Annotated in this window: 3 protein-coding genes; 2 read left to right on the top strand and 1 reads right to left on the bottom strand. The window is 56.9% G+C overall.

Annotation, left to right across the window (positions count from 1 at the left end):
• Positions 1 to 95: hypothetical protein (locus tag HX803_RS33290; protein WP_372339961.1), on the bottom strand; the 95-nt coding region annotated here is incomplete at its 3' end.
• A 279-nt stretch (positions 96 to 374) separates the two neighbouring features.
• On the opposite strand from HX803_RS33290, the gene HX803_RS32405 reads away from it, so the two are divergent.
• Together HX803_RS32405 and HX803_RS32400 are read left to right on the top strand one after the other, a co-directional pair.
• Positions 375 to 890 (top strand): sigma-70 family RNA polymerase sigma factor, encoded by a 516-nt coding sequence (locus HX803_RS32405; protein WP_178926118.1) that lies wholly within the window; start codon positions 375 to 377, stop codon positions 888 to 890.
• Positions 887 to 1,182, top strand: a 296-nt coding sequence (locus HX803_RS32400) for a DUF4880 domain-containing protein (RefSeq protein WP_178926117.1), incomplete at its 3' end; no start/stop codon positions are given. The genes HX803_RS32405 and HX803_RS32400, both read left to right, overlap by 4 nt.

Raw genomic sequence — 1,182 nt, 5'->3', positions numbered from 1 at the left:
TGCAGGTAGTCGTTGTAGAGCGTGAATAACGCGAAGGCCAGAACCACGACGCCTGACGCGGCCAACAGAATTTTATGACTGAACTTGAGATTCATTTCATCGACTTCTTTTGCCAAAGGGGGTGAGCGTGCCGAGTGGAACATTCCATGTAACGGGATAGGCGGACTCTCGGGCCGCTCTATTTCGGTGCACGCATGGCTCATCAGGCTTTCGGCCAAGCTCCGGCAAATCTTAGAAATTTGTGAGAAGCATCCTCTTTTGACGTGGGAAACCGACCAGCGGTACAGCCGCACGCCTCAGCGATTGCAAAATCTTTCAGCCTTCCCGACAATGCGACTAATTATCATTTGTGACGCTTGGCCAGGCCTGTGTGAATGCCATCTTCTGACTACATCCCGTGTGAAAGTGTTGTGCAGACGCTCTACAGCACCCATCACCATTGGCTCAACACATGGTTGCGCAGTCGCCTGGGTAATGCCGCCGATGCCGCAGACCTGGCGCAGGACACCTTTGTGCGGCTGCTGCAGAAAACCGAACGCTTCGAACTGAAGGCACCTCGCGCTTTTCTGCGCACCATTGCTCGGGGTTTGGTGATTGATCACTGGCGTCGTGAAGAAATAGAACGTGCTTATCTCGACGCTATTGCGCATCTGCCGGAGGCATTAGCGCCAAGCGCTGAAGCCCGTGTGTTGGTGCTGGAATTGCTGGAGGAGGTCGCCCGGCTTCTGGAAGGCTTGAAGCCCAAAGTGCGTAAGGCTTTTCTGCTGGCTCAGTGCGATGGGCTGGCGTACAAGCAGATTGCGCAGCAGATGGGCATCTCGTTGCGGTCAGTGGAGCGGTATGTCGCGCAAGGGCTCTATCACTGCTACGTCCTGCGGTATGGAACATGAATGCTTCCCGGCACGGCCCCGACTCCCAGGTCGTCAAACAAGCCATCAGTTGGGCGCTGCGTCTGCGTCACAATCGGGCCAATGTGCGTCTGCATGCGCAATGTGAACACTGGCGCGAAGCCCATGTTGATCACGAGTTGGCCTGGCAGCGGGTACAGGCGCTTCAGCAGGAATTGAACAGCCGGCTGACGGCGATCCCTGGGGCACACGCGGCGTTGGAGAGCAGCGCACAGGGGCTCGATCGTAGGCAGGCGCTGAAGGTGTTGTCTGGCATCGTATTGGTGGGCTCGGC

This window comes from Pseudomonas sp. P7548 (genome assembly GCF_013386585.1).
GTDB lineage: Bacteria > Pseudomonadota > Gammaproteobacteria > Pseudomonadales > Pseudomonadaceae > Aquipseudomonas.
The sequence above is the reverse complement of the archived record's forward strand: the minus strand, read 5'-3'. Positions and strand labels throughout refer to the sequence as shown.